Consider the following 24,666-nt stretch of genomic DNA (forward strand, 5'->3'; position numbering starts at 1 on the left):
ATGGCCAAAAAACTCAGAGACGAAGATTTAATACTAAACATCGTGGTCAATGGTGACCGTGGTAAAAAGGAAATTGGCGAACTCGAGAGAGCCGTAAAAGATACCAATACCGAATTACGTGCCCTGGAACGGGAAGAAAAAAAGCTTCGCCGATCCGGTAAGCAAAATACCCAACAATACAAAGCCGTAACAGATGCCATTAAGCAGAAAAACAATGCCTTGAACATCGCTGAATCGAGGCTAAAAGTACTTCGATCCCAAATCGATGTAAACAAAATGTCCCTGGTGGATCTAAGGCGGGAAATGAACAGGGTGCGACGATTGCGCGATCTGGCAGGCCCCCACACGGAGCAATGGCGAAAGCATGACGAAAGGTTGCAAGAAGTAACTGCTCGTTACCGGGAGCTGGATGGGCGGGCCAGAGCCACCGGGTCTTCACTGCAGCGCATGGCTGGCAGGTTTAATCACTATATCGGAGTACTAACAGCGGGATTTGCCACCATGTTTGCAGCGGTCTCCGGCATTCGTAAGACCATCAACGACTTTGCAGAGTTCGACGACAAGCTAGCCGACGTGATGAAGACTACCAACCTGACCAAAGAAGAGGTCAGGGAGTTAAACGAGGAACTTAAAAATATCGATACTCGAACCTCACAAAACGACCTTTTAGGCCTGTCTCGGGTAGCAGGTAAATTAGGTATTCAGGGAAGGGAAGACATCCTGGGATTTGTTCGGGCATCCGATCAGATCGGAGTTGCGCTTTCCGAAGACTTGGGAGGGGATGTAGAAGCAGCGATTACCCAGGTCGGAAAGCTGGTGGATATCTTTAAAATTGATGAGGGCGTACCGCTGGAGGACGCACTTTTAAAGGTTGGATCCGCTATCAATGAGCTTGGCATGGCATCCACCGCCAATGAGGGATACATTGTAGAGTTCACCAGGCGAATGGCTGGCGTTGGCCCCCTGGCTAATGTTTCCATTAACGATTTAATGGGAATGGCCGCTACTTTGGACAGCCTAGGACAAACATCAGAGGTAAGCACAACGGCACTTTCAAAGTTATTCCTGGAGATGGCAAAAAATTCGGATGTATTTGCCAAATATGCTTCCATGGATGCCTCAGGATTTAGGGAGTTGCTTAATAGTGATGCAAACGAGGCGTTTTTACGTGTCCTGGAAGGCGTTAGAAATAATTCTGACGGATTAACAAACCTGGCCGATACCCTTGGGGATCTAGGACAGGATGGGGGCCGTGTCATCGGGGTGCTGGGATCCTTGGCCAATAATACAGAGAAGCTTCGCCAGCAGCAGGAATTATCCAACCAGGCATTTGAGCGAGGGACTAGTCTTACCGAAGAATTTGGCATTAAGAATGAAACTGCCCAGGCTAAATTGGAGAAAGCCAGGAAAGGTCTTCAAAATATGGTAGTAGAGCTGGGGGAAAAGCTCATGCCGGTAATGACGGTAAGCACCAACGGGTTTACCTATTTTGTTCGCATTCTGACTATACTGTTTGATTTTATTCAAGACAATTGGAAGCTACTCACTACGCTAACCGCTGCTATTGTCGGGTATAATCTTGCGCTTTTTGCCAGCACCAACTACATGCGGGTTTTCAATAGTCTTTCCAGAATCAACCTGGGATTGATTGCTTTGCAGCGAAACGGAATGTTACTGCTCGCAGCAGCTCAGGCACTTTTTACTGGGAATCTTTCCAGAGCTACCGCAGCCATGCGGGTATTCAATGCGGTGTCAAGATTAAATCCGTGGTTGCTTATAGCCGCGGGTGTAGCTGCAGTGACAACAGCCCTCTATCAATATTCCAAAGGGCTTACCAGTGCGGAAAAAGCTCAGCGGAAACTACAGGATGTTCAGGTTCAGGCGGAGCAAGATATTGTCCGGGAAAAGGTAGAAATGGAACGATTGCTTGCTATGGCCAGAGACAAAGCCCGGTCTGATGAGGATAGAAGAAAAGCCATCGAAGCACTGCAACAGTTGTCTCCGGAATACCTGGGCAACCTCTCCCTAGAAACGATTAATACAGAAGAAGCCACCAGGGCAACTGAAAAATATATTGCAAGTCTTCTCAAAAAAGCCTCCGTCCAGGCCGCTGAAGATGAATTGGTAGAACTACAGAAAAAGCGGATCGAAGCTTTACGGAACGGACAGGATGAAGAATTGAGCCTTTGGCAAAAGACCAAATTGGCAGTCTTACGGTTTGGTAACGAGGAAGCTCTGGTCAATGAAGTTCGTGAGCAATACCGCCAGGAAAACCGCCAAGCCATGGAGGAAGATTTCAAAGCGCAGGAAGAACTCCTTACAGGCTTCATTCAGAAAAACATGGACCTCAATCAGAAAGTCCAACCGGTTTCTTTGTTCTCTGGGCCGAACAATGATTCTGGCACCAATGCCAGCAACCCAGGAACCGCTTCAGGATCTACTGTGACATCTGCTTCTGATGGGAAGGATTCCAAATTAGCTGCGGAATTAAAAAAGCAAGCAGAATACCGCCAAAAAGTCCTGGAAGGCCAAATGTCTCTCATTGAACAGGAACGATTGGCTTATCAAAAACGCCTTCAGGAAGCAGGGATATTCGGCAAAGAGCGTAAGGAGCTGACGGAGGAAGAACTCCGCGTAAAAGAAGCCCTGGAGAAGGAACATTACGCCAACCTCAACCAGCTCGATGCCGATGCGATGAAAAAAGCCATCGAGCAAAAGCAGGCAGCATTTAATAAAGAGCTTCAGGAGCTCCGTGTATCCCATAATGAGCAGTACAAAGAGATCAAAAGCCTGGAAGAAGCCCGGGCTTTCCTTCGTGATGACCTGTCTGCTGAAGCATTGGCCGGACTCAGAAATATGCGCCAGGCACAGCAGGAAATTGACAAAAAATTTAGAAGGGAAGAGGAAGCACTGGTAAAGGCACATTTGCAGGATTTGCAAAGTGAATTGAAGGCCGTACTGGATACCGGACAATGGGAAGGCCTGGATCTGTCAGATCGAATTCTTTCTGACGAAGAAAGAGAAACCATCAACGCACGCCTGGCAGAGGTCCGGCAGCAGCTCAGCGAGCTTGGCCTTGGTACCGGTACCGAAATAGCAGAAGACCGGGGCATGCGCAGATCCAATGTCGATGTGCTCGGCTTCACTCCGGACGATTGGGAGACTTTCTTTTCAAACCTCAGGCAGGGAGCGGTTTCCATAGATGGGCTGTTAATGGCCACCCAGTCCCTGGGTCAGGTTTGGTCCCAGTACAATGCTATGCGAACGGCCGGTGAGCAACGAGAGCTGCAGCAGTTCGAAATGGCTAACCAACAGAAGGAAGCCGCCCTGAAAAAAAGACTTGAAAATGGGGTGATTACCCAAGAACAATATAATCAACAGGTGGACCGGCTTAATGCCGACCTGGACAAAAAGAGGGCGGTATATGAGCGTAACAGAGCGAAGCGTGAGCGCAACGTTGCGCTTATGTCCGCCATCGTTAATACCGCCGCAGGAGTGGCCAAATCCTTGCCTAACCTGGCTCTGGCTGCGATAGTCGGATTGATGGGCGGCCTGCAGATCGCTACTATCAAAAAAGAACCTTTACCCGAGATTCCAGGAGCCGAAAAGGGAGGTTATGCAAATGTGGTGCGAAAGCAGGATAAAAAAATGTTTCGCTCCCGTGGCTTTGCCGGTCCGGGGTACGTCGATGATCCCCGCATTCTTATTGCGGAGTCGGGACGGGAGTTTGTGGCCAGTAACGAGGCATACGAAAATCCCACCATTCGGCCCGTTCTGGATGCTATCGATACAGCGCAACGAAACGGTACCATTTCCAGTATCAACCTGGAAAAAGTCATGGCCAGGCGAATGGAAATGTTCACTATGCCAGGGCGCCAAAGGGGTGGTTTTGCGCAAACCAGGCCTGCATCGGCGGCACCTGCAGCCGTAAGCCTAGATAATGAGGCAAAAGAACTGATCCGGAAAAACAATGAATTGATGGCAGATCTGCGGGGAGAGATCCGCAAGGGTATCCGGGCAGATGTCAGTCTCTTGGGCCGTCGTGGCTTCTACGAAGCAGAGAAAGATTATAAGGAAATCGAACAAAATGTAAACCTCTAGCCATGCTCAAGATGCTACTGAAAGGAGTACCAGTAAACTACCCTCCGGATATTTCACTCAATCTCATTTATGAGAATCCCTTCTTTTTCAATGATCGAATTCCATCCAATCATTCGCTGAACTTTTCGCTTCCTGCTACAAATCACAACCTGACGCTATTCAATCGACCCGATCGCTTGAATAGCTTTAATTCTTTCAAAGAATACGATGGATTTGAAATTTATTTTGGAACCGTCAGGATTCTCTCCGGTGTGCTGGTAGTACAGGAATTTGAGCGGGATATAAAGTGTTTTTTTCGTGGATCAGTGATCACCGACGGCATGAAATCCCCTCTTTTCCAGCTTCCCATGACCTATTACGGCTTTGGCACAAGTACGGGGTCTAATAATCTTTTCAATTCTGATTTTTGGGCATCAAATTACAGGGAATTAATCTGGCCTACTTTATTTAACAATTCTGATTTTTGTGCCCCTGTTATGCGTCTCGCCGATGAACCCTGGCCATACCTGAATGATCCGAACGATATACCAAAAAATGCTGGTAATTTTGCTTCATTAAAACAATACATCAATTTTTTCAATGCCAGGGAGGAAAATTACGTGCTGTTTGGCTCCAGCTCCCCAGTCCATACTGTTGTATTTCCTTTCCCCAGGGCCAGGTATATTTTTGAAGCGTTTTTTGACGGCAGGCTCGATGTGAATCCCTTTGCCAGCGGAGAGCTGCAAAAAATCGTTCTGTCCAGTACCTATCACCCCCGGTATAACGAATCGCTGCTTTCCATCCGGAGGGGCATCCTGCTGGATGGCTACAGCTCCGGAGGCGAAGCACCTGACAATTTCTTTTATCTCAATTCCTTCCTTCCCAGTCTTCCGGCCAATGAAATGGTCCGGGAACTGTTAAAGCTAGTCGCTGCCACCATGTTCCCGGCAGGGAACGGATTCAGTATTCGCACCAATGCCGATATTCTCGCGGATACCAGTCTAGTAAATTGGGATGCCAAACGTATCAATCGGCTCACCATCAGCAAGCGTGAAGGGCAGAATTACGCCTATGGATATGGCCAGGCCGTGGAAGGTATTGAAGAATTTAATGGGGTAGAAGTGGATACCGTATTGGATCTTTTCAATTACCAGGTTCCTTCCGAGGGGGAAATCGATGTATACGTCCGTGACACCAAGGAACTTTGGACAAAACGCCTTAGGGAAAAGTCAGATCCGCAGGATCCCCAGCGTTACCTATTTGATCTAAAGGGTACCGGTCTGGGTGCAGCCCCTTCGGAGGATCAGGGAGGTTTTGACATGAAACCAAACCTGGAGCCCGTCCGGATGGGTATTCATGAGTATTGGCATGAGGACAGCAATAGTAATGGCATCGAACTTGGCAGCTGGTATGTCCCGGAGTTCAGGGGCAATCGCCTTGCCAGGCCTGAGCGTCCTCAAATCGGTTTGTTTCATGGAGTCCGGGAAAGCTTCAGCACCCTTACAGGCTCTGAGAACTCTCCAAACCTTTACCCCTTGATGACTCCTCATAATTATGATGCTCATGGCAACCGCCTGGGAAACCTTTCCCTGGAATGGGAAGGCTCAGACGGCCTTTTGTCCAATTTTCACAGTGCGTACAGGGACTACATTGCAGCCGATAAGCGCTCTATTCGTGGTTTATTTCTGCTAAATGCCCTTGACTTGAAAAACTTGAACCTAAGCCGGAAAGTATACCTACGGGGTATGAATTTTTTCATTGAGCGAATCAATATCACTATTCGGCAAAACAAGATAGAGCCTGCCCAGGTGGACCTTGTTCAGGGGGATTTGTAGCTGTCCTTTATCCCACCATCGATCTCTGGTAATTTGTATAAAAATTAGTTGGACGTACATGGCAGACGCTATCAAATCAAACAGCCTCATGAATGCTCACCTGCTTCAGCGATCGGCGGAAATTATCACAGACATTTTTGATAAAAGTAGGTGGGCGCTTCTGCTTACTCCGGTCTTTTTATTCTTTCAGACATATATTTTTAATGATTTTGACTACCTCAAATGGCTCGTGGTCCTGATGTCCCTGGATACTGCATTAGGTTTCGGCTTGGCACTCATCCGGAGGGAGATTGATAAAGACAAATTCGGAGATATACTTTTGAAAATAATCGTCTACAGCTCCTGCCTGATCGTCGGCCATGTCCTTGAAAATTTCACTGTCTCAGGAGACACCATTCCAGGAGGTAATTACATGAAGGTACTTATCTACGTGGCCATCATCATCAAGGAAGCCATTTCTGTTTTGAATAACGCCGGCAAAATATCCAAAAGGCTGGTACCCCAATTTATCCTGGCCAGGCTAAAAGATTTCGACGAAACAGGCGATTTCAAAAATTTCAATGATCCACCTAAACCCAAACAGGATGAATCGAAATAGCCTCTCCCTTATCCGAGACGTACAGTCGCCAAACCAGACGAAAGGCCGCCTTTTTGTCTTGGATGAAAACGGCGCTTCCGTGTTCCTTTGCTATACCCTGGAGCTTCCCTGGAGGGACAATCAGCAAAATATATCCTGCATTCCGGCAGGCCGCTACCAGGTGAAAAAGCGATACAGTGACAAGTATGGCAATCACCTTCACATTCTCGATGTGCCGGGACGCACCTGGATCCTGATTCATGAGGCGAATTTCGTAAGTCAGCTCAGGGGATGCATAGCCATCGGCGAGGCCAGGGCCGATATAGATGGAGATGGGCTGCAGGATGTCACCAGTTCTATAAAGACCAAAATGGCACTGCTGGAAAGGCTTCCGGACGAAACCGAAATCGTCATCGGATCATGAGGGTATTTCTAATAATAGTGGTCCTATCGCTGGCTTGCAATACCCAGAAGAAGTTCATTCGCAGCACCTCGGACAAGGAGCTGAGGTACACCTATCAAACCATACAGACCGATGAAAAAGACCTTCAAAAAACAATTGCACTTGATGAATCAGTCATCACCAGGACAGGATCCAAGTCCTTCGTTGAGATTATCCCCCGGGGAGCGTTCCGAATTTCTCCTGATGGCAGCTTTGAGGGCGAAGCATCACAGGTTAGGTTCCATCATCGGGATACCACCCAAAGCAGTGAAATCAGGAAGCTAGACCAGAAGGAAACCGATCAGAGCCGCTCCGGATCAGTTACCAGCCAAGACCTTCAGGATACCAATTCTACCATTGACGAAGAAAAAGAAGTCAGCCGTACCCCTAATTTCTTCATTTGGATAGGAGTAGCCCTGGGTGTCCTGGTCCTGGTTCTGGGCTTGAGATTTCTCCCAAAATTCAAATTATTCTAAATGGCCATCACCATCACACAGGCACCACCTGCATTATGTTTTGCCGGCAATCTTCCGGATATCATCGTCACCACAGATGATCCGGGACATGATTTCTCCATTACCATCGGCGGGGATCTTCTCCTGGAGGAATATTACACAGCCGATGCGGCCGGTAATATCACCATTCCGCTCCGGATGATTCTGGAGGATCAGCTATCGATGCTGGTACCGGATACGGACAGCTTCATTCAGTCGGGAGCCGTGAAGGATATCGAGTGTCTTCTGGGTGATGAGGAGATAGATTTCCGCATTGTCAGGGGCGGCGTGGACCGTCCGGATTTCAATACATCGGATTTCCTTTTTCTCAATTGGCTCACCTGGCAGCCGCAGACCAAGCAAGTCAGGTACCGGGATCCGGAGTATCTTTCCTACTACGCCATCGACCAAGTCACGGTCAAGGTAAAGGCCTTCTTCGAAAACGGATCGGACAATACCGCAGATGCCTACATTCTCACGGCCGGATCACTGCACACGGTCAATGTCACTTTCGAAAAAATCCACAGCTTCTTTGATGAGCAGCCGCTGTATTTTGATGTCTGGATCCAAAATGCCGATGAGGGCGAAAACACCTGGCGGCAGCGATACGTACTCACAGATCAGGTCTTTGAGTTTGACGACCTTTTTGTTTTCGAGAATACCCTCGGAGGAATCGACACCATCCGTTTCACCGGCACCAAGACCCTGCTAAACAAACAGGATTTTGATACCGGGATTTTCTTCGACGAATTCGAGCTCGAGTACGATATCAATCCGGATAAGGCGTATGAAAAGAACACGGGTTTTTTCCGGAGCCGCCGTCAGCTGTTCTGGTCGCAGGATTTTTTCAGCAGCATGCAGAAGTACCTCGTTCAGGGCAATGAACTGCGCAGGGTCCTTACCAGGGAGCCGAAATTTGAAGCCGTCAGGTACGACCTGATAGCATTCGATTTTCAGTTTGTATTTACCCGCCAGGTGGAGTACCTGGATTGGGTCTCGGATGAGCCGCTGGACATTTTGGTGATCATCGGTCCGGACCAGGAGCTGTATTACCTGGTACCTAGGATGTGGATCTTTCCGGAACTGGAAGATCCATCCGATGCCATTTTTCCGGTACAGGTAGCCGGGGAACAGGAATGGAAGGGACTAACCTTCCAAACCATTATGGAATACCTGAGAAACGAATTGGAAATTCCTGCAGATGACAGGATCATTGATCCTGGCGTTTTTGAAATGGCCGACAGTACTTCCGGCACTCTCACAGGTGCCTCCTGGGTGCGGGATGGCGTTACCTACCAGTATACCGGACCTGTGGTATTGGCAGATACCCCTGAGGCTCCGGATAGCCGGTTTGATGTGATCTATACCCAGCCTTCCAATTCGGTAGGGTATCAGGCTGGCACTCCATCCGAAGACCCGGTAGTTCCCAATCCACCTGCAGGTGAAATGGTCCTGCACCAGATCCTTCGATTAAATTCAGGGGAGAATATCATTTCCCCCCAAAACCCGGATTCTCCGGAGACTAAAAATGAGGCGGGTGATTACGAACTCTATGCGGAAGTTTGGCGGCAAGATGTCCAGGCAAACACCTATTACGATTTCAAGATTGCCTATATCGGCTGGGCATCTGATTACAGTTCGAATCGGCAGCGGCCGTTGAATGGATTTCTGATGGTCAATTTTGTCACCAATGTTAGTAATAGCGTGTTCGATCCCAATCGGATACATTTAATGACGGTTGACATTGCGCCACGGGGCGGAGATTTCGTATTGGTGCAGGTGGCTCCTACGGTTGTCGCTATCTATGTCAAAAAAACTGCCTTCTATCAAACCCTTACATTTGATTTTGCCGGTCCAAAGTCTAAAACGGTTTCAGATTCGAGTCTTCGAAACGGCCAGGGATATGCAGAATTACCTGCAGGTGCTAGATGGACAAGTCGGAATCAATTGGATTATCTGCCCACAGCGGGCAGTACCATTCGTTTTGATTGCAATCGATCCTATGGATATGATGGAACTCCACTTAACTTTAATATGGTAATCGCAACTGCGTATGCAAACAGCGGATGTATGGCAAAGGTGTTGAATAACCGAAGCATCATGCCATCCATTTCAGTCCCTTCCGGCGTAGTACTTCACCATGCCGGAGGTACCCACGTGGCATCAGAGATAAATGAATACCTGTTTATATGCCATAAGGATAACAATGGTGAAGTGGTTAGAGTAAGTTACACCATCACCCAAAATCAATCCTCATGACAGCGATTCAATTTTTTGGACGAGTAGACCCGAAGATGCGATTCATTGGACCCGAATTTACCGGAGGAGGCAAAACGATGGGAATGACTCTGGCTGCAAATGGTTGCTTGTACTGCTGTCCCTATTATCATCCAAGAGTTTTGAAAATAGATCCGGAAAATGCCACCGTTACGGAAATTGGACCTGAGTACCTGGGAAATGCTAAATGGTGGGGTATCTGCGCGCATCCAAACGGCAAGTTATATTGTGCACCAAACGCCCGATTAACCTATTTGGAAATAGATCCTGCTACGGATACGATGACAGAAATCAATTCAGGTTACGACCTTGCCAGGGGCATTGCTTTTCACCCCAATGGGAAATTGTACAGTTGGAGAGCTGGTGGCGGTGGTGACAGTGACAGAAACCAGCTGATTGAATTTGATCCGGTAAGCCTTCAAATCAGCCTTGTTGGGGAAAGTGATTTATCCAGCGTGGCAGGTTCTATATTTAGAACCACGATTCTTGGTAAGGATAACAAGATTTATAATTCGGTGGCAAATAAACGTAGAATCTATAGATATGATCCAGTTTCAGATACTACAGAAATCTTTAATACGGAAGATATCGGGGGAAATAATTCTCATTGGGGAATGTGCCTGGCTGCAGACAACGAAAATATTTATTACGCAAATCATATTGATGGTAATCTAAATACCTGGTATGACACCAATGGGGTAAAAGGGGTAGCATCCGGCTATCAGGCATATTCTCCCGGAGCTAATAATTTTGCAATTACACCGGCACCAGATGGCAACCTTTTTTGCGCACCGGCAAATAGCCCCTTCGTCATCCGTCACAAAACGATAGATGGAATCGACTCTCCATTCGGATTTAATATGGGGACGACCGGCGAAAAGTACAGTTCTATAAAAAGCGCTGGAAATGGCAAACTCTACCTGGCTCCCTATAATATGCCACAAGTCCTGGAAATATACGATGTTGGTGAATTTACCTCCTTCGACCAGGTGTATGGATTTGACCCCGTTACTAACGAGCCAACCATTTACATGAGAGGATTATGACCGAAGAACTTTACTCAGAGCAAAAAATTCAGCACAGGCATTCCAATTACCTGATCCGTCTGGAGCATGAAAGACTGGAAATTGACCAGGATCTGGAAATGACTGCTTCCATCCGCCTGGTCTTTTATACCAAGGACGAAGCCGGAGAGTTTGACCGGCCGGTACTCGATGTAATTCGGGAGGATACCAGCCTGACAGAATCACAAAAAAGGAATGATCTGGAAATGTTCCGGACAAGAGTTTGGAAGAGTTCTACCCGAGGATCCATGGTTCTTCCTGATACCGGTGAATTGGTTTACCCAGATGAAAATGGAAATTACCCGGAGGGAGCCATCACCCAGCTGCAGTATTGGCAAAGTTTGCCTGCTACAGCCTTCCCTGGAGAGACACTGGCCGAAAAGGTTTATAGTGCGCTGCTGGTAAACATGCAGGAAATCTACGATTTGCAGAATATCTAAACTTACGAACTACTCAACAAGAAACTTCATTTCTTCTCTTAATCTATCATCATCAACGTGGGTGTATTCCAAAGTTGTCGAAATTTTTTCATGGCCCATGAGCTTTTGCAAAACTTCAACATGCCCTCCCCTTCTCAGGAACTGCGTTGCAAACGTATGCCTGGCTACGTGCGTAGTTAAATTCTTCCGTATGCCAGCATTAGCAGCAATTTCTTTTAATGTTCGGTTGGTCACCTGGTCGCTGACTGTCTCAAATAAATATCCTTTTTGGGTTAAGATGTAAGTAAAATGTTCATCTCGAAGAGGGATTTTAATTGTCTTCTCGGTTTTCCGGGTTTTATAGGGGACAATAATTAGTAAATCATCATGGATATCTGACCACTTTGCGCGTTTGATATCCGAAAACCTGAGACCAGATATACAAGAAAAAAGAAAATGACAAAGTACCCGTTTATGGTGTTCTGGAATATGGTCTTCGTTGAAATAAATTTTGAGTTTCTCAATCTCCTCGGGTTTCAAGTAAACTTTTCTCCCAGGATATTTGGGCATGGAAAATTGACTTATTGAATCGATGTTTACTGAAATTCCTGATGCATAGGCTCTCCTTACATATGTCGTCATGGTTTTCAGAACTCGCCAGGTGGATGAAAGCTTGAGTCCTTCGTGTTTAATCAACCAAGCTTTGAAGGTTTCTAAAAATTCCTTGTTGATCTCAGAAAATGGGATCTCGGATTTAAAAGATTTAATCTTTCTTAATCCCGAAAGCTCATTTTTATAGGTCTGCTTTTCGATCATAAAGGCATTGAACCGGTCTTCAATGTCATTTTCTGCCCAGATTATAAAATCCTTCCTTGCACCGTACCGCTTCAAGTCCTTATGAAACTGCTCAATAGATAGCTCCATGTCCGAATGCCGGTAGAACATAAAAATATCGTTGATTTTGGCTATCTCCTTATTCACCAGAAGGTTGTAATCATTCGCCAGTTGATCCTTCTTTTTTCGGGGTAAAAACACACCTGCTTTGGTATCAAAAAATTCCACTGGCCATGAAATCTTCAATGAGATCGTGGTTTTTTTCGAATTGATAATTACCTGGAGATAAACAGGAGCAAAACCATCAGAATTGACTCGGTCAATTTTTATCCTACAATAGACGGAGGTTCTCATACCTCCGATGTTAGGGTGAAAAAAGGGAGAAATACTACTTGCAAAAGTAGCCTTAATAGCCTGTCTGGGCATGTCGGGTGAAATTTGTGTGAAACAAAATTCCCCGTTTGAGCGACGTATTGGCCGATTTTGCCAAAATTTGTACCAGGAGCGGGAATCGAACCCGCACGGCCTAATGGCCACAAGATTTTAAGTCTTGCGTGTCTACCTATTCCACCATCCCGGCAATAACAAGTTCAAAGTTAGGTAAAATCCGGGATTTTACCCTTACCAGAACCCGCAAAAGAAGAAAGCCCTGCATCAGGGCTTTTCTTGGAGCGAAAGACGAGATTCGAACTCGCGACCCCGACCTTGGCAAGGTCGTGCTCTACCAGCTGAGCTACTTTCGCTGATTATATCATTCACAAAATGGTTTCCCTTTTCCGTGAATCTGAGGGCAAATTTACGCCATAATTTCTAATCTCCAATATTCCGATGCAAATTTTTGTTACAGCCCCCCTACTCCTCTGAAACTAAAGCGGGTACGTTTATTCCAGCATTTTCTTTACCTCATTCAATTTCAACAAGGCCTCCACCGGAGAAATGGTATTGATGTCCAGCGCATCCAATAGCTCTTTGGCCTCCTTAAATTTCGGATCCATTTCAAACAGACTCAACTGGTAATTGTTCTTCGGCATGTCCCGGATGTTGTCCTGATGCTGCTGCAATTTCTTGTCCTTTTCCAGGTATTTCATAATTTCTGCCGCCCGCAGTACCACCGGATTGGGCATGCCCGCCATCTGGGCCACATGGATACCGAAACTGTGTTCGCTCCCCCCCTTTTCCAGCTTGCGCATAAAGACGACCTTGTTACCTACCTCTTTTACCGAAACATTGAAGTTCTTTACCTTCGGAAAATCCGTGGCCAATTGGTTCAATTCATGGTAGTGGGTGGCAAATAGGGTCTTGGCCCGGCACTTGAGATGGTTGTGCAGGTATTCGACGATGGACCAGGCAATGGAAATCCCATCGTAGGTGGACGTTCCCCTTCCAATCTCGTCCATCAACACCAAACTACGATCGGATAAGTTATTCAGAATACTAGCCGTCTCTGTCATTTCCACCATAAAGGTAGACTCTCCCTTGGACAGGTTATCGGAGGCCCCCACCCGGGTAAAGACCTTGTCCACCATGCCGATTCGGGCAAAGGTTGCCGGCACAAAACTTCCCATCTGAGCCATCAGCACGATCAGGGCCGTCTGCCGCAGTAATGCCGATTTTCCGGCCATATTTGGGCCGGTAATAATGATCACCTGCTGGGTGGAATTATCCAAAAAGGTGTCGTTGGGCACGTAATCCTCCCCGATACCCAGTTGCTTTTCGATCACCGGATGCCGCCCATCCCGAATCTCAATGGTATCCGAATCGGCAATTTTAGGCGCACAGTAGTTATTTTCAGAGGCCACTTCTGCAAAACTCAACAGGCAGTCCAGGGAGGCCAGCACCCGAGCATTTTGCTGAATCTGGACTACGTAATCCCCCGCATCCTGTACCAATAGCTGGAAATACTTTTGTTCCAGCACCAGCAGCCTTTCTTCCGCATGCAGGATCTTTTCTTCGTAGGTTTTGAGCTCTTCGGTAATGTAGCGTTCGGCATTGACCAGGGTCTGCTTGCGGATCCATTCTGCCGGCACCTTGTCCTTGTGCGTGTTGCTCACCTCCAGGTAATAACCAAAAACCTTGTTAAACGCGACCTTCAGGGAAGAAATGCCAGTTTTTTTGACTTCCCGCTGCTGGATCTGCACCAGGTAATCCTTACCCGAGGTAGCCAGCTTGCGGTATTCGTCCAGGTCCGGATCGACTCCATTTTTGATGATGCCTCCCTGATGGGTCAACATGGGGGCATCCTCCAGCAGCTCCCGCTCGATTTTTTCCAGCAGGTAGGCACAGGTATTTAGCCGGTCCGCTAGTTTTTTCAAGGGCCCGTTTTCCTGGCTGGAAAGCAATTCCTTGATCGGAAGTGTGCTTTTCAAGGCCTTTCGCAGGTGGTTCATTTCACGTGGATTGATCCTGCCCACCGCTACCTTGGAGATGAGCCGTTCCAGGTCTCCGATTTGTTTGAGGTGGGAAAACAATTCCTCCCTCAGCTCCGGTTTTTGGTAAAAAAACCGGACCACCTGTTGCCTTTCTTCAATGGGTTCCTTTTCCTTCAGAGGCAATACCATCCATTGTTTCAGCATCCGGCTGCCCATTGGGGTATGGGTTTTGTCCAGAATCTGGATCAGGGGAACGCCCCCGTCCTGCTGAGGGTAAATGAGCTCCAGGTTGCGAATGGTAAACTTATCCAACCACACGTATTTTTCTTCCGCTATGCGGGAGATGGAAGCAATGTGTTTTACTTCCTTGTGCTCGGTTTCTTCCAGGTAATAGAGAATGGCCCCGGCTGCAATGGTACCCAACACCTGGTTTTCGATTCCGAAGCCCTTCAGGTTGTTGGTGCCAAAATGACGGATGAGTTTTTCGTAGGTGTAATCCTGCTGGTACACCCAATCCTCACAGTGGAAGGTGGTAAAGTCGTTTTTCAATAGGTCTCCGGCAAGGCTTCTGGAAGCCTTGGAATGGATCACCTCGGAGGGGTTAAAACTTTGCAGCAGTTTTTCGATATAGGATTGCTTTCCCTCGGCACACATAAATTCACCCGTGGACAGGTCCAGAAAGGCAATTCCCAACTGGTCCCCGGCGAAATGAATACTGGCCAAAAAATTATTCCGTCGCTTATCCAGGACGTTGTCGTTATATGCCAAACCGGGAGTAACCAGCTCCGTTACGCCTCTTTTCACAATCCCCTTTACCTCCCGGGGATCTTCGAGCTGATCGCAAATGGCAACCCGATTGCCGGCCCGGACCAATTTAGGCAAGTAAGCCTCCAGGGAATGGTGCGGAAAACCCGCCAATTCTATATGGGAAGCAGAACCGTTTGCCCGTTTGGTCAAGACAATATCCAGGATTTTGCTCGCTTTGATGGCATCTTCCCCGAAGGTTTCATAAAAATCCCCTACCCGAAAAAGCAAAATTGCTCCGGGATGCTTTGCCTTAATGGCATTGTACTGTTTCATTAAAGGGGTTTCCTTCACCGCTGCTTTCGCCATGTGAATTTGTCTTGTTTAAATAAACCCTGAATTTACTTGATCCTTCCCATAAACAAAAATACCGCTCCGAAATTAGGACTTTCTACTATTTCGGATAACCCCTATCTTTGCAGCCCAAACCCCATCCGAGAATGAGAAAACGAAGCATGGATGAACTTAACCGGCTATCGGTCGAGGCATTCAAGAAAGCCACAAAAAATCCCATTGTACTGATACTGGACAATGTTCGCAGTCTGAATAACGTGGGCTCGGCCTTTCGAACCGCAGATGCTTTTTTAGTGGAAAAAATTTTCCTCTGTGGCATTACCGGTAGCCCTCCCCACCGGGAAATTCACAAAACCGCCCTGGGTGCCACCGAATCGGTATCCTGGGAATACCGGGAAAACACCGTGGAACTGGTAAGGGAACTCAGGAAGGATGGTTATCAAATTTGCGTGCTGGAGCAAGCCTCCCACAGCACCCCTCTGAACCGCTTCCAACCCAAACCCGATCAAGCCTATGCCCTGGTTTTTGGTAATGAGGTATTTGGTGTGGAAGAGGAAGTCCTGGAGCATGCAGATGAGGTGTTGGAAATCCCGCAATTGGGCACCAAGCATTCCTTAAATATTTCCGTCTCCATGGGCATTGCCCTTTGGGACCTGGTCAATAAAACCCAGGGCCTGGATTCTTGATCTCGAAGCAGCCCCTTGGACCCCGACATTTTTTCTTAAAAATTCATCTTAATTAATAACTAATTCGTAAATTCAGTTGTCAATTATATCAGATGAACTTATGAAAAAATTCTTTTTTTTGCTTCTTTTGACGGCCTTGGGCTGGGTGGCAGGTTGTAAAACCCAACAGGCTCCTGTCACTGGAGATACCAGTGCCAACTCCCTGGACTGGGAAGGCACCTATGAAGGTACCCTTCCCTGCGCTGACTGCGAGGGGATCGCTACCTCCATCAGCCTGGACCGGGAAGGAAAATACGTGAAAGCCACCCGGTATCTGGGAAAGAGTGGGGAGGAATACCGGCAGGAAGGGCGTTTTGAATGGAATTCAGCTGGCAACACCATCAGCCTAACCGGCATTACAGATGCCCCCAATCAATACCTGGTAGGAGAAAATCAACTTTTTCACCTGGACAGTGAAGGCAACCGGATTTCCGGAGAGCTGGCAGCCCACTATGTGTTGAAAAAGGTCGTTGCCAAAACCAACCACCCCTTGCTGGATGCCAAATGGGTACTCACGGCGATGGAAAAGTTTCCAGCAGAAGACTGGAACCCCGGGGAGATCTTTGTTTTTCTGGAGAAAGAAAGCAGCCGTCTGCACGGGTTTGGTGGCTGCAACAACTTTTTTGGCGTATATGAGCTTGAAACCGGAAACGGGCTGGAACTTGGAAAGATTGGCAGGACCCAAAAATACTGTGAGAGCGAGATGCAGGCAGAAAATTTCTTTTTCGCCTATTTGGAACAGGTGCGGTACTACCGGCTGGAGGCGGATACGCTGGAGTTAAGGGATGAGGACAACAGGCTGCTGCTTACTTTTACTAAAAAGTCCGGGGATGAGTAAAAATTCCCTTGATTTCTTAGGAAATTTAAAATTTATCGGCTAATTTTTTAGTCTCAAATTAACTTGCTGATGAAATACTCCTTCATTTTTGGCCTGTCTCTGGCTCTCGCTGCCTGCCAATCCTCCGAAAACCAATCCGATTCCGGAGACCAATTCGATTTGCAGATGGATACCGTCATGATCCACCCGGGAGAGGAGATCCTTTTTCTAAACTCGGGTCTGTACCATGCCAAGCTGACTCCGGACAAAAAATACCTCTACAATTTCAATTACCAGGAATACAGCATCGAGAAAATCGACCTGGACGAACTTAAATTTGTCAGTAAAATCACCCTGGACAAGGAAGGACCCAATGGGTTGGGAGCCTACTTTCGAAGCCTTGAACTCATTGGTGAAGACCGCTTTTTATTTTGCAGCTATGGGCAAGACAATATCATAAATGATCAGGGAAAAAAGCTGGAGCAGTTTGAATTGGCCAAAATGGGTGCGGATGACGAAAGGCTGGAGGAGCGCGATAATATCCTGGCTCCATTGAGTATTGACGGAAAGGCTGAGCGCTTTGCGGGCATGGTGACCAACTGGGAAAAGAAAACCGCCAAACTGGTGTTAATTGATCGGGAGCAGAACCAAATAACCAGCTTTGTAACGCCAGAAATTGAAAAGGCTTCCAAATTTGAAATCATGCTCAACGATGGGGAGTCAAGAATGGGGCTGGGCACCTACCGGTTTGGAAAGGTAGAAAATGGAAAGCTTATTTTTGGAACCGGGGTAGGACATGAGCTTTATGTACTGGATCCAGAGGCTGAAGAATTCCGCCTGGTACGCTATGCGAGTGAACTCCTCCCTCCGGAAAAGAGCGGAGAATATCCGGCAGAGGTGAGTAGTCAAAGCGAAATGCGGGTCATTCACGAGAAAATCCAATCTGACATCAACTTTGCCGCTCCGGTTTGGGACGAAAAAAAGCAGGTGTATTACCGCCTGGCTTTCCGGATGGAGTTTGACGACTCCCAACCCATTCCCGAAGGCCGCTTTATGCGGGAAACAAGCGGGGCAACTGTCTTCTTGACCGTTTTGGACAAAGATTTCAATCCGGTAAGTGAAGGTCAACTAACCGCAATGAACAAGTATCCTCCTTTTTATTTTGCCAAAGACGGCAAGCTATGGCTCTTCGAAAATCTGGAAGATGAAATGGGCTTTGTCCGAATGGATATTTCCTGGTAAGGGAATACTTCAAAGGTTATGACCTTTGGGGTTTCTCCAACCCCGAAGGTCGTTCCGCAATACGTTCACGAAAAAACCTTCGAGGTCTCGAAGACCTCAAAGGTTATAGAAGAATCCTGACCTTTGGGGTTTTCCCAACCCCGAAGGTCTTTCGCAGGACGTACACTAAAAAAACCGTCGAGGTCTCGAAGACCTCAAAGGTTATAGAAGAATCCTTACCTTTGGGGTTTTCCCAACCCCGAAGGTCTTTCAGCAGGACGTACACTAAAAAAACCGTCGAGGTCCCAAAGACCTCAACGGTTTAAGCTATCACCACCCGGATCTACCCAGAACGATGCCGGTTCTTCCAGTGCAAATACATGAATCAATTGGGTGCTGAGCTCGGTGCGGTCAATTCCTGAAACTTCAAAAAGCACTTCAAAATACGCAGGCACTTCGCCCAATCGCGCGGCGATTTCAGCTTCTATGGATTGCCGCAGCGAGGCATCCGTGAAGTTTTTCAGGCTTTGTGTAGCTCCGGTATCCCAAAGACCACAGAAAAGATAAACGGTATTTTGGTTTGGCCCGGGAAATTTGGCCATGAATCCATAATCGGTATGGTACCCGTCCGGATCGCCGGTGGGAGAAAAAACACGCCTTTCAGTTGACTCACCCTCTCTCAGTACCAATGCCTCTTCCGTTTCCTCGTAGGCAAAATGCGAGTACTTAAAATAATCTTTGAATAGGCCCAGGGTTTTGATCATGCCCACCACCACAAAATTCTGGTCCTGCAATTCTTTGGGATTGAAACGGGAAATGGTCCGGATGGAAAAAAAATGCCCGGCCGCATCAAATAAGCGGGTGAGGTCCTTGATCCATTGCAAGCTGCCCCGAATCAGCAGGCCATAGGACAAGGCGGTGGTTTGCACACCCTCCCGGCGATCATCCTTCCGAAAAAAAGCAAAATCAGACAGCCCGTTGATATCGGGATCACGGATGGTTCGGCTCATGCCGGCGAGACTGTCCTCTTCCAGGTAGATAAACAGATCCCCCAAAAATACCGCCGTCGGAAAACCATTGTTGACCAAATCAGACCAGGTACTTTCCTGTAGAGAGCCGTGCTCGCCCCGCCCCAGCTGAAACCAGGCCAGCAGCAACAGGCTGGTAAGAATCCCACCGATCAGGCCGATCCGAACGGTTTTCTTCTGAACGAGGCGCAAAATTCCGGCTTGATACTTCGCCTTCTCAAACACGATACCGTAGCTCCCCTTGGGTATGCGCAGCCGGTATGGATCCCCCCTACCCTCCGCAACGTAATAATTGCGCAATTTTTCCCGCAATTTGTACACATATACCCGTATGAGGGTGCTCTCCGAAGGATCAAAATCCGGCTTACCAAACACTTCGGCCGCGATAATCGTCTCTTTGGGCGCATCCTCATCCAGGGAACAACGAACCAGAAACCGCAGTAAATTGGCATAGGTAGTGGATCGCCCAAAACCCTTACTCTTGATGATCTTTTCCGTAAGTTCCAGAAAAACAGCCTTCTCCATCCCGTACTTTTCTTTTATTTCTTAAAGATAATCAATAACTTTAACAGTTAACAAAACGGTTTTTTGCCTTGCATTGCCCGGATTTTTCCAAGTATATTTGGAAAATACCCAAAAGTCAAAAAACTAGTCAAATTCCCAATAGCCATGAAAACTCGCCGCTTCAACCATCTTTTGCCGCTCATCGCTTTGTCCCTGGGCTGGGTCGGTTGCAGCTGGGAAACACCGGAGAAAATCCAGGAGGCATACCAGGAACTACCCGAGGCCATCGACTTCAATTACCACGTCAAGCCCATCCTTTCCGACAAATGCTTTGCCTGTCATGGTCCGGACGCAGCCAATCAGGAAGCCGACCTCCGGCTGGATCGGGAGGAATTTGCCTTTGCCGCACTAAAAAGCAACACCCGCAACCATGCCATCGTACCCGGTAAACCCGCCAAAAGTGAGCTGGTAAGCCGCATCCTGTCGGAGGACAAGGAACTGGTTATGCCTCCACCGGATTCCAACCTTAGCCTCAGCACGGAGGAAATTGCCATCCTCACCAAGTGGGTCGAGCAGGGTGCCGAATACAAACCGCACTGGTCCTTTATCCCACCGGAAATAGCGGAGCAACCAAACGTCGAAACCGATGATTGGGCTCGGAATGAAATAGACCCTTTTGTCGCCGAAAAGCTGCAGGCGTCTGGTTTGCAACCTTCCCCCGCAGCCAGCAAGGAGATGTTGATTCGTCGCCTAAGCTTTGACTTGACCGGACTTCCCCCTAGCCTGGAGGAAATTGAGCAATTCGTTTCGGATACTTCCGAAGATGCCTATGAAAAACTGGTGGACAGGTTACTGGCTTCTCCAGCCTACGGGGAGCGCATGGCGGCAGATTGGATGGACGTGGCCCGCTATGCCGATTCAGACGGCTACCTGGATGACAAACACCGGGACTTCAGCCCCTACCGCGATTGGGTGATCGAGACATTTAACCAAAACATGCCCTATGATCAGTTTATTACCTGGCAAATTGCCGGGGACCTGATCGAAAATCCCAGCCAGGAGAGCATACTCGCTACGGCCTTTAACCGGCTGCATAAACGAAACTCAGAAGCAGGCATCGTCTTTGAAGAATACCGGGCAGAGTACGTGGCCGACCGCACCAATACCGTTGGAAAAGCCATTCTGGGACTCAGTATGGAGTGCGCCCGTTGTCACGACCACAAATACGATCCCATCAGCCAGAAGGATTACTACGAATTTTCCGCCTACTTCAATAGCACCAACGAACTGGGAACGGCCGTTTACGGCCCGGGACAGGTACCCGGTCCTTCCCTGCTGCTGACCAATGAGGAGCAGGATAAACTTTTAGATTATCTGGACAAGCAAATTCACACGACGGAATCCGAGCTGCAGGAATTGGCTGAAACGGACCCGACTGCCGGGCAGCCCAGCCCCGAAGCCCTGCATGCGGATCTGACGAAGCAGCAAACCCAGGGCCTGGTGGCTTCCTACGATTTTGACCAATTGATGCCACAGCCGGATAGCAAATCCTTTAAAAATCCGGGCTGGTCTGGAAACCCCGGTCCCGCGCTTATACGCGAACCCGATATTGCGGAAGGAGTACGCGGTAAGGGCATCTTTATCAACGATTTTACCACCCTTTCCCTTCCCGAAAAAGTAGGCTGGTTTGACCAAACGGATCCCTTTTCCGTTTCCCTCTCCGTCTTCCCGGATACCCTTTACAAAGAAGCCGTCTTATTTACTCACTGCGAGGATATCCGGCTGGGGCTGAAAGGGTACTCGCTGTTCCTGGAAGACAACCGCCTCAATTTCATCATGGCCTACAGTTGGCCCACCAATGCCCTGCAGGTAAAAACCCGGGATCCCATCCCACCAAAAGAATGGTCCAATATCAGCATTACCTACGATGGCATGGGCAAGGCTTCCGGTATCGGCATTTACCTGAATGGAGAAAAAGTGCCGGTAGAAGTGGAAGCGGATCACATTTACAAGTCCATCCTGTTTGAACCGGATATCCATACCTATGGCTTTAGAGGCTTTGTCCTGGGCGTACGAGACAAGATGAAAACCTTCCTCAACGGAGGCCTGGACGAGTTGAAAATTTACAAGCGGGAGCTGACCGCGCTGGAAGTGCAATTTGCCAACGACCCGGAAAAAGCAAAAACCCTGATCGAAAACCCGCAAAATACCTCCGAGCGGGAACTCATCCGGCAGCATGTGTTTAAATCAGCCAACGAACCGGCCAAAAAGCTGCGAAAATCGGTGTGGGAATACCGGAAGCAACGGGCGGAACATACTAACGACATCCCCGAAATCATGGTAATGGGGGATCTTCCCGAACCCAGACCCACTTATATGCTGGACCGGGGCCTGTACAGTGCCCCCACCGAACAGGTCTACCCCAACGTTCCCGAGGTGGTCTTGCATGACGAATCCTCCGACTACCCACAAAACCGGCTGGGCCTCGCCCAATGGCTGGTCGAACCGCAAAATCCGCTGACCGCAAGGGTATTTGTCAACCGCCTCTGGCAGATGCATTTCGGCAATGGACTGGTAAAAACCTCGGATGATTTTGGCAATCAGGGCAGCATGCCCAGCCATCCCGAGCTGTTGGACTGGCTGGCGGTGACCTTTCGCGAATCTGGCTGGGACATCAAAAAAATGCACAAGTTGATAGCGATGTCGGCCACTTACCGACAATCCTCCAAAACCAGCCCAGAATTGCAGGAGAGAGATCCAGAAAACGTTTTGTTGGCCCGGGGCCCCAGCTTTCGCATGACGGCAGAGATGATCCGGGACAATGCCCTGGCCATAAGTGGACTTTTAACCCCCAAAATCGGAGGTGAAAGTGCTTACCCCTACCAGCCGGAAGGGCTATGGGACGAAATCAGCACCAAATCCTGGCGGTATCGCTACCTGCAGGAACCGGGGGAAGGGCTGTACCGCAGAAGCCTCTACACCATTTGGAAACGAACTTCCGCCCCTCCTTCCATGATGATCTTTGATGTAGGGGACCGGGCAGAATGTACCGTAAAACGCTCCGAAACCAGTACGCCCCTGCAGGCCCTGGTGCTGCTAAATGATCCTCAGTTCGTGGAAGCAGCACGGGTAACGGCAGAAAAACTGATTGCAACATACAAGCCGGAACAGCGTCTGGAAAACGCGTTTCAATTGAGTACCGGCCGACAGCCGAACCCCAAAGAAAAAGAGATTTTACACCAGTTTTACACGGAGGAGACCGAGCGGTTTTCCCAAAATAAAAATGAAGCGCTGGCCTATTTAAGCACCGGGAGCCATCCCACCAAACCGAACCTGGATCCCGTTCAGGTGGCAGCCCTGGCTACCGTTATCAACGGTATCATGAATACCACGGACGGATACACCATCAGATAAACACGAAGAAAATGAGTCGATACGATCATACCGAATTTGGAGAAAGCAGAAGGGGGTTCTTGAAAAAAGCCTCCCTGGGATTTGGTTCCATCGCCCTTTCCAGTCTCTTGGGACAAACGGGAGCATGGGGTGGAAGCCTGGGCGATCCGGGACTGGGAGGCATATTGAATGGCACCCATTTCCCCGCAAAGGCAAAACGCGTGATCTACCTTTTTCAATCCGGGGGACCCTCGCAGCTGGAAACTTTTGATTACAAGCCCTCCCTGGCCAAATGGCATGGGAAAGAAATCCCCCCTTCCGTGCAGGGCACCCAGCGAAATTCGGGCATGGTGGCCGATCAGTCCACCTTTCCCCTGGTGAAGTCCATCTATGATTTCAAGCAATACGGCCAATCTGGAGCCTGGGTAAGCGATTTGTTTCCCTACACATCACAGGTAGTGGACGAGCTCTGCATCGTCAAATCCATGATTACGGAAGCCATCAACCACGAACCCGCCGTCATGTTTATGCAGACGGGTTCTCAGCTCAGCGGCAGGCCTTCCATTGGTTCCTGGCTGAGCTACGGACTGGGCAGCGACAACGAAAACCTGCCCAACTTTGTGGTATTGTTATCCAAGAGTTCGGGTGCTCAACCCCTGAATTCCACCGCCTGGAGCAATGGATTCCTGCCTTCCCACCATCAGGGCATCCAATTCCGATCGGGTAAAGACCCGGTATTGTACCTCAATAACCCCCATGGCGTACAGGACCATGACCGAAGAAGGGCCCTGGACCATATCCGGCAATTAAACGAGCAGCAATTTGACATCTGGCAGGATCCGGAAATCCAATCCAAAATCAGCCAGTACGAAATGGCCTACAAAATGCAGAACTCCGTTCCGGATGCGGTGGACACCTCCAACGAACCGGATTACATCTACGAATTGTACGGAGAAGATGCCCGGATACCCGGCACTTACGCCTCCAATTGCCTACAGGCGAGAAGGCTGGCCGAGCGGGACGTTAAATTTATTCAGCTGTACCACATGGGCTGGGATCAACACGGCAACTTACCCAAAGGCATCAAAAGGCAGGCACTCAGCACCGATCAGGCTACGGCGGGCTTGATCCAGGATCTCAAACAACGGGGATTACTCGAAGACACCCTGGTGGTCTGGGGAGGAGAATTCGGGCGCACCAGCTTTTCCCAGGGCAGGCTGACGGCCGACAACTACGGACGGGACCACCATCCGGGCTGTTTTACCATGTGGATGGCCGGAGCCGGGGTAAAAAAGGGCATGGTCTATGGGGAAACGGACGAATTCAGCTATAACGTGGCCCAGAATCCCGTTCACGTGCATGATTTTCAAGCCACCCTGCTTCACCTGCTGGGGATTGACCACGAAAAGCTTACCTTCAAACACCAGGGCAGGCGCTTCCGACTGACGGACGTTCACGGGCAGGTGGTAAACGATATTTTGGCCTAACC

16 protein-coding genes and 2 tRNA genes are annotated in these 24,666 nt (G+C 48.6%); 13 read left to right on the plus strand and 5 right to left on the minus strand.

What is annotated here, in order from left to right; genetic code table 11:
- From GJS45_RS17845 to GJS45_RS17880, 8 genes are read left to right on the plus strand one after another with little or no spacing between them, the layout of a single operon-like run.
- Entirely contained in the window at window positions 1-4,101 is a 4,101-nt protein-coding gene (locus GJS45_RS17845; RefSeq protein WP_162343235.1) for a phage tail tape measure protein, read from the plus strand.
- Between the two features lie 2 nt (window positions 4,102-4,103).
- Window positions 4,104-5,915: a hypothetical protein gene (locus tag GJS45_RS17850; RefSeq protein ID WP_162343236.1), complete on the plus strand. Its 1,812-nt coding sequence runs from the start codon at window positions 4,104-4,106 to the stop codon at window positions 5,913-5,915.
- A gap of 58 nt (window positions 5,916-5,973) precedes the next feature.
- A complete protein-coding gene (locus tag GJS45_RS17855) occupies window positions 5,974-6,513 on the plus strand; it encodes a phage holin family protein (RefSeq protein WP_162343237.1) in 540 nt (179 codons plus the stop codon).
- Window positions 6,500-6,916 (plus strand): DUF5675 family protein, encoded by a 417-nt coding sequence (locus GJS45_RS17860; RefSeq protein WP_162343238.1) that lies wholly within the window; start codon window positions 6,500-6,502, stop codon window positions 6,914-6,916. Before GJS45_RS17855 ends, GJS45_RS17860 begins: the two co-directional genes overlap by 14 nt.
- Complete coding sequence (locus GJS45_RS17865) at window positions 6,913-7,410, plus strand: hypothetical protein (protein WP_162343239.1); 498 nt, start codon at window positions 6,913-6,915, stop codon at window positions 7,408-7,410. The genes GJS45_RS17860 and GJS45_RS17865 overlap by 4 nt, the downstream gene beginning before the upstream one ends.
- Window positions 7,411-9,687, plus strand: coding sequence for a hypothetical protein (locus GJS45_RS17870; protein ID WP_162343240.1), 2,277 nt, complete (start codon window positions 7,411-7,413; stop codon window positions 9,685-9,687).
- The gene (locus GJS45_RS17875; protein WP_162343241.1) at window positions 9,684-10,751 is read left to right on the plus strand and encodes an NHL repeat-containing protein; all 1,068 of its coding nucleotides are present in this window, start codon (window positions 9,684-9,686) and stop codon (window positions 10,749-10,751) included. The genes GJS45_RS17870 and GJS45_RS17875 overlap by 4 nt, the downstream gene beginning before the upstream one ends.
- Complete coding sequence (locus GJS45_RS17880) at window positions 10,748-11,209, plus strand: hypothetical protein (RefSeq protein WP_162343242.1); 462 nt, start codon at window positions 10,748-10,750, stop codon at window positions 11,207-11,209. Before GJS45_RS17875 ends, GJS45_RS17880 begins: the two co-directional genes overlap by 4 nt.
- 9 nt (window positions 11,210-11,218) lie before the next feature.
- Here the strand turns inward: GJS45_RS17880 and GJS45_RS17885 are convergent, their stop codons facing one another.
- From GJS45_RS17885 to mutS, 4 genes are all read right to left on the minus strand, one after another.
- Window positions 11,219-12,448: a tyrosine-type recombinase/integrase gene (locus GJS45_RS17885; protein ID WP_162343243.1), complete on the minus strand. Its 1,230-nt coding sequence runs from the start codon at window positions 12,446-12,448 to the stop codon at window positions 11,219-11,221.
- A 70-nt stretch (window positions 12,449-12,518) separates the two neighbouring features.
- Window positions 12,519-12,602: transfer RNA gene (locus tag GJS45_RS17890), tRNA-Leu, on the minus strand.
- 87 nt (window positions 12,603-12,689) lie between these two features.
- Window positions 12,690-12,765: transfer RNA gene (locus GJS45_RS17895), tRNA-Gly, on the minus strand.
- A 138-nt stretch (window positions 12,766-12,903) separates the two neighbouring features.
- Window positions 12,904-15,504, minus strand: a complete 2,601-nt coding sequence (gene mutS / locus GJS45_RS17900; protein WP_162343244.1) for a DNA mismatch repair protein MutS — start codon at window positions 15,502-15,504, stop codon at window positions 12,904-12,906.
- 131 nt (window positions 15,505-15,635) lie between these two features.
- On the opposite strand from mutS, the gene GJS45_RS17905 reads away from it, so the two are divergent.
- The 3 genes from GJS45_RS17905 to GJS45_RS17915 all read left to right on the plus strand — a co-directional run bounded on the left by GJS45_RS17905 (window position 15,636) and on the right by GJS45_RS17915 (window position 18,273).
- Window positions 15,636-16,175, plus strand: coding sequence for an RNA methyltransferase (locus GJS45_RS17905; protein WP_162343245.1), 540 nt, complete (start codon window positions 15,636-15,638; stop codon window positions 16,173-16,175).
- A 100-nt stretch (window positions 16,176-16,275) separates the two neighbouring features.
- The gene (locus GJS45_RS17910; RefSeq protein WP_162343246.1) at window positions 16,276-17,052 is read left to right on the plus strand and encodes a copper resistance protein NlpE N-terminal domain-containing protein; all 777 of its coding nucleotides are present in this window, start codon (window positions 16,276-16,278) and stop codon (window positions 17,050-17,052) included.
- A gap of 69 nt (window positions 17,053-17,121) precedes the next feature.
- Entirely contained in the window at window positions 17,122-18,273 is a 1,152-nt protein-coding gene (locus tag GJS45_RS17915) for a DUF4221 family protein (RefSeq protein ID WP_162343247.1), read from the plus strand.
- Window positions 18,274-18,566: 293 nt separating this feature from the next.
- Here the strand turns inward: GJS45_RS17915 and GJS45_RS17920 are convergent, their stop codons facing one another.
- Window positions 18,567-19,805 carry a hypothetical protein gene (locus GJS45_RS17920; protein WP_162343248.1) on the minus strand — a complete coding sequence of 413 codons (1,239 nt, stop codon included), beginning with the start codon at window positions 19,803-19,805 and terminating at the stop codon, window positions 18,567-18,569.
- Between the two features lie 144 nt (window positions 19,806-19,949).
- Between GJS45_RS17920 and GJS45_RS17925 the strand changes: the two genes are divergently transcribed.
- Window positions 19,950-23,198 carry a DUF1553 domain-containing protein gene (locus GJS45_RS17925; protein ID WP_162343249.1) on the plus strand — a complete coding sequence of 1,083 codons (3,249 nt, stop codon included), beginning with the start codon at window positions 19,950-19,952 and terminating at the stop codon, window positions 23,196-23,198.
- An 11-nt stretch (window positions 23,199-23,209) separates the two neighbouring features.
- A complete protein-coding gene (locus GJS45_RS17930; RefSeq protein ID WP_162343250.1) occupies window positions 23,210-24,664 on the plus strand; it encodes a DUF1501 domain-containing protein in 1,455 nt (484 codons plus the stop codon).
- Window positions 24,665-24,666 lie beyond the last annotated feature (2 nt).

Source organism: Cyclobacterium salsum (genome assembly GCF_010119245.1).
Classification (GTDB): Bacteria; Bacteroidota; Bacteroidia; order Cytophagales; family Cyclobacteriaceae; genus Cyclobacterium; species Cyclobacterium salsum.

What these genes read in the sequence shown, in the direction of transcription:
- mutS (WP_162343244.1), bottom strand. Translation starts at nt 15,504, where the DNA reads ATGGCGAAAGCAGCGGTGAAGGAAACCCCTTTAATGAAACAGTACAAT.
- GJS45_RS17905 (WP_162343245.1), top strand. Translation starts at nt 15,636, where the DNA reads ATGAGAAAACGAAGCATGGATGAACTTAACCGGCTATCGGTCGAGGCA.
- GJS45_RS17855 (WP_162343237.1), top strand. Translation starts at nt 5,974, where the DNA reads ATGGCAGACGCTATCAAATCAAACAGCCTCATGAATGCTCACCTGCTT.
- GJS45_RS17860 (WP_162343238.1), top strand. Translation starts at nt 6,500, where the DNA reads ATGAATCGAAATAGCCTCTCCCTTATCCGAGACGTACAGTCGCCAAAC.
- GJS45_RS17880 (WP_162343242.1), top strand. Translation starts at nt 10,748, where the DNA reads ATGACCGAAGAACTTTACTCAGAGCAAAAAATTCAGCACAGGCATTCC.
- GJS45_RS17910 (WP_162343246.1), top strand. Translation starts at nt 16,276, where the DNA reads ATGAAAAAATTCTTTTTTTTGCTTCTTTTGACGGCCTTGGGCTGGGTG.
- GJS45_RS17865 (WP_162343239.1), top strand. Translation starts at nt 6,913, where the DNA reads ATGAGGGTATTTCTAATAATAGTGGTCCTATCGCTGGCTTGCAATACC.
- GJS45_RS17870 (WP_162343240.1), top strand. Translation starts at nt 7,411, where the DNA reads ATGGCCATCACCATCACACAGGCACCACCTGCATTATGTTTTGCCGGC.
- GJS45_RS17850 (WP_162343236.1), top strand. Translation starts at nt 4,104, where the DNA reads ATGCTCAAGATGCTACTGAAAGGAGTACCAGTAAACTACCCTCCGGAT.
- GJS45_RS17930 (WP_162343250.1), top strand. Translation starts at nt 23,210, where the DNA reads ATGAGTCGATACGATCATACCGAATTTGGAGAAAGCAGAAGGGGGTTC.
- GJS45_RS17920 (WP_162343248.1), bottom strand. Translation starts at nt 19,805, where the DNA reads ATGGAGAAGGCTGTTTTTCTGGAACTTACGGAAAAGATCATCAAGAGT.
- GJS45_RS17925 (WP_162343249.1), top strand. Translation starts at nt 19,950, where the DNA reads ATGAAAACTCGCCGCTTCAACCATCTTTTGCCGCTCATCGCTTTGTCC.
- GJS45_RS17915 (WP_162343247.1), top strand. Translation starts at nt 17,122, where the DNA reads ATGAAATACTCCTTCATTTTTGGCCTGTCTCTGGCTCTCGCTGCCTGC.
- GJS45_RS17875 (WP_162343241.1), top strand. Translation starts at nt 9,684, where the DNA reads ATGACAGCGATTCAATTTTTTGGACGAGTAGACCCGAAGATGCGATTC.
- GJS45_RS17845 (WP_162343235.1), top strand. Translation starts at nt 1, where the DNA reads ATGGCCAAAAAACTCAGAGACGAAGATTTAATACTAAACATCGTGGTC.
- GJS45_RS17885 (WP_162343243.1), bottom strand. Translation starts at nt 12,448, where the DNA reads ATGCCCAGACAGGCTATTAAGGCTACTTTTGCAAGTAGTATTTCTCCC.